Genomic DNA, 4272 nt, shown 5'->3' with positions numbered 1-4272 from the left:
CATTTGCGACTTCCTTATGTTAACATTTTCATCTTTCAATGTCAACTAAGTTTTTCATTTCGTTTGTCGCTTTCGACATTGTTGTCATCGGCGACTTGTTCTATATTACACCTCTAAAGTACAATCGTCAATACCTTTTTATAAAGATATTTAAGTTAATATTTTTACACCCTCTAATCTAGATAAGAACCTATAAAGATTACATTACCAGAAAACTCCCTTCTACTCCTTCTTAGTTTCTACTTCCAAAATATATTTAAGTTAGATTAACCCTAGATTTAATTTATACGGACGTTTTCCCCAGCGAAACTAACAACTTTATTTTAATAACTACTAGTATGTAATTAAAAAGTTACTACACTCCTTAGTACCTCTTTGTTTATCACGCACTCTATTAGAAGCAATTGAAGATATACATATTCTTATAACAGACAACGATACAAAAATCCATAATAAACTCATGTACTACTCTAGTTATAGATTTCTCCCCATATGAAGTAATAGTTGTTTATCTGTTTACTCGTAAATATATAGAAACACACTAATACATCTACTAAATATGCCTGTATCACGCATTGGCTTTATTATAAGTAATTATTATTCAGGCCACCTAGAAGGTTCACTGCTCTTAACACTGATTTACTACTACATGATGTTACTAAAACATACTTATTTCAGACATATACTATCATGATTAAACTTGTAGCTGGAACAATTCTTATAATATTTGCAGAAGTAAAAAGGATAGAAACAATCCTCGTCTAGCATTAACAATTGGATTATTTCAATGCTTAGCAATATATCCTGACTCCTCTAGAGCTAATTCTACTGTTCTTGTGTCCTTATTAATGAAAGTAAATTATAAAACTGCGTCTGATTTCTCTTTTTTCATTATTCTTCCTGTAATAGCTTGAACTGGATTTATAGCCTTAAGCTTATGAAAAAGTTAAAGATATTTAAGCATCGATGATATTTCTATGTTTACGATAAAATTCATCCTCTCTTTTATAGTAGCAATGCTAGCAGCAGGAATCTCTCTATAGATTCCTATAAACCACATACTATTAAACCGATATTCAAATCGAAATATAGACCTTATATCTCTTTCATCTTTAGTATCATCCATTCGGTATTACTGAGTGGTAATAAACCTCTGATAATAGCCACTATATCCTCTCAACAAACACTTAAGATGTACAAATAAGTTATACTCCGAAATCTAAACCGAGTAATAGTATTTCTTTTTTAAACACATATACCGGATTAAAAATACGTACCTCAATCGATTGAGTGTACTCAACGTACCCACAAAGAACATTCGTTCCCTCCTCGCGTTGTATCACTTCTCATAGCATTTAAGAATGTTTATCCTATATCTATATTCACATTTTATCGCTAGAAGAGCGGATTAAGTTACTAACAAACATTGTTTCTAGTACTACTACATATTTTAATTAATTTATATATCTTCCGTTTGGACATATATACAAAATCATAAATTAATTTTTTCTATCTAAGAACCTAAGAATACATAATAATAAGAAACCAATACACATAAAACATCCTATACCTATCAACTCCATAACAAAAACAAACTGATTGATATACCAATCAGTTTGTTTTATTTACACATCTTCTCTTTTAAAAAGTCAATAAAAACAGATTTTGGTCTGCCTTTTAAATAGATAAAATCAATACTAATATTAATTTTCACCGGAGGCGTCATTTCCACTCGGATCAATTCTCCATTTTCTAATTCTTGTTTGACACAATGTTCAGGTAAAAAGCTAATGCCCATCCCTTGTATCACTAAATTTTTCGCTGTTTCCATATTATCTACTTCTAAAAATATATTCGGGCTTACGTCATTACTTGAAAATAGCCGATGAATCATGAGCCAATCCATTGATCCATAATCAAAGAAGATAAGAGGTTGTTTACTTACATGTTCTATTGTTACTTTTTCTTCTTTTAAAAATATATGATTTCGAGGTACAAAAAGGCCGATAGGGTCATTATAAAGACGAATTGATTCTACTTGAGGATGTGTTTCTGTTCGTACGATGCCAAAGTCAACTTCTTTATTAATAACCTTCTGTAGGATGTCTTGTGAATGACCAGTTACAATTTTTATTCTAACATCCTTAAATTCAGATTTAAAACCAGGTAAAATTTCAGGGAGGATATTATTAGATATTGATAAAGCACTCCCAATTACCAAGTCATACGGAATTGTTACTTGTTGCAAACCATACTTAGCTTCCTGGTAAGATTGCAAAATTTTTTGTGCATGTGGGAAAAAATACTCTCCTTTTTCGGTTAAAGAGATTTTATTACCATTTCGATGAAAAAGCTTTATATTAATTTCACGTTCAAGTGATTGGATACGTGCTGTTACAGAAGGTTGGGTTAAATAAAGAGCTTCGGCAGCTTTATTGAAACTACCAAGTTGACAAACATATATAAAAGCTTCAATATTTTCGATATTCATGTCTAAACACTCCTTACTTTAGCTCCCTATTATAATTAACTATAACATGTACACGTAAAAGCATATGCATCAAACATCCATAAAATAAGAATGCAACACTTCTGCCACATTCTTAACTTCTAAATCACACTTTTATTAGTTCTGTCTCTGTTTTATTAGCTATTTTAATAACCACTTTTGCCACAATTTCTGTTGGATCAATGACACAAATATTTTCGGATGATTTCAATACAAGAGGAACCTCTGTACAACCTGCTATAATAGCCTCAGCCCCGCTCTCTTTCAATTTATCAGCAACCATCGAAAGATGTAAACACCCTGTTTTTAAATCCCCACTTTTAATAGCATATATTCCTTCCATCACTTTTTTTTGCATTTCTTTATCAGGATCAATGACATCAATCCTGTAATCTTGACAACTGTTTTGGTATAGTTCTGCCTTAACCGTCCCATCCGTAGCCAACAAACCTACCTTTCTAAAATTATTTTCTTGCACAAAACGAACCGTTTCTAAAGGCATATGCAAGATTGGAATATTAACAGACCTTTTAACTGCTTTATAGAAAAAATGAGCGGTATTACACGCAATAACAAGAAAATCTGCACCAGCGTTTTGCAGTCGCTGGGCTGATTGTACAATGTAAGGGGTCGGATCTATTCCCTTTCCCAAAATAGCCGTTGTCCGATCAGGTATTTGAGAATAGTTGTCCGCAATGATATGGATATGGTCTTGGTCTTTCATTGCAGGTGTGTAAGAAATAATTTTATTCATTAAATCAACAGTCGCCAAAGGTCCCATGCCCCCAATAATCCCAACAACTCTTTGCATTTTATTCACCACTTTTAAACATATTTTGAATGATTGACTTCATTATAAGTTCTTTTTTAAGAGATGAATTATAGAAGGAATCTATACAACAATAGAAAATATGTATTGATAACTAATATATAAAAGAATTTTAATATCTAACAAGTAATGGGCCAGTATATATGCTGGTTAATAACTGGTATACGAGTAGAAAGCTTATCGATACGTACAGCCAAAAAGAATTTCATCTAATTCTGATTGGTGGGTTACAGGCAAATCCCCCTTCGGCCTGGTCCAGTATTAAAATTATTAAATTCGATTCTAACTAATATACAAAAAACTGCAATCGACTCATTTACCGCGTCTGTTCATGACTATAAAGTACATCTTGGTAATACGAAAAATGCCAAGGTCCTGTTGTCTTAGGAACACGAATTCGATTCAAGGAATCCTTTCACATGCCTATCAGGTTAATTTGAATACACATCTCCTATATAACGAAAAAAACGCTATCCTTTTAGTAAAATCATTGATAAGGAGGCGTTTTGGGGGATGTTTTATTATACGAGCAATTGCAACTCTTTGCTCAAGGATTGTACCGTAATTTATCTCTTAAAATCCCTCATAAGTTCGGAAAAGATATTTCATTGTCTCACTATCTGCCTGGCTTATTCGAGACATCGCATCTTGCCACTCTCACTCAACTATGCAGTACATTAGATGTAGCGATATTCTCACTGAATTGCTCTAAAAGAAGATTACAGTACACCTCGTGTTCATATAGAGCATCGCAGACAAATATGCGATTACTAGGAGAAAGTGCCCATAAAGCTGTTTCCTGCTAGATGAATGTACTCATAGAGTACTATATTAATCACGAACTTATTTTATAAAACACAAAAAAGACGAGTCATTCTGACTCGTCTTAAGCTTGCTTGGCGACGTCCTACTCTCACAGGGACAAGGTCCCAAC

3 protein-coding genes are annotated in these 4272 nt (G+C 32.8%); 1 reads left to right on the top strand and 2 read right to left on the bottom strand.

Annotated elements, in window-relative coordinates; genetic code table 11:
- Positions 1 to 725: 725 nt before the first annotated feature.
- On the top strand, positions 726 to 914 hold the full coding sequence (locus PDQ68_RS28925) for an undecaprenyl-diphosphate phosphatase (protein ID WP_308809499.1): 189 nt from the start codon (positions 726 to 728) through the stop codon (positions 912 to 914).
- Between the two features lie 707 nt (positions 915 to 1621).
- Here PDQ68_RS28925 and PDQ68_RS28265 read toward each other — a convergent pair.
- Both PDQ68_RS28265 and cuyB read right to left on the bottom strand, forming a co-directional pair.
- Positions 1622 to 2491, bottom strand: coding sequence for a LysR family transcriptional regulator (locus PDQ68_RS28265; RefSeq protein WP_001019591.1), 870 nt, complete (start codon positions 2489 to 2491; stop codon positions 1622 to 1624).
- A gap of 124 nt (positions 2492 to 2615) precedes the next feature.
- The gene (cuyB, locus tag PDQ68_RS28260) at positions 2616 to 3320 is read right to left on the bottom strand and encodes a cysteate racemase (protein WP_061182348.1); all 705 of its coding nucleotides are present in this window, start codon (positions 3318 to 3320) and stop codon (positions 2616 to 2618) included.
- Between the last annotated feature and the right edge of the window lie 952 nt (positions 3321 to 4272).

Origin of the sequence: Bacillus cereus group sp. Bc010, from assembly GCF_027716745.1 — a bacterium.
GTDB classification, from domain to species: Bacteria; Bacillota; Bacilli; order Bacillales; family Bacillaceae_G; genus Bacillus_A; species Bacillus_A pacificus.
This window is presented reverse-complemented; position numbering and strand designations above follow the sequence as displayed.

What these genes read in the sequence shown, in the direction of transcription:
- PDQ68_RS28265 (WP_001019591.1), bottom strand. Translation starts at nt 2,491, where the DNA reads ATGAATATCGAAAATATTGAAGCTTTTATATATGTTTGTCAACTTGGT.
- cuyB (WP_061182348.1), bottom strand. Translation starts at nt 3,320, where the DNA reads ATGCAAAGAGTTGTTGGGATTATTGGGGGCATGGGACCTTTGGCGACT.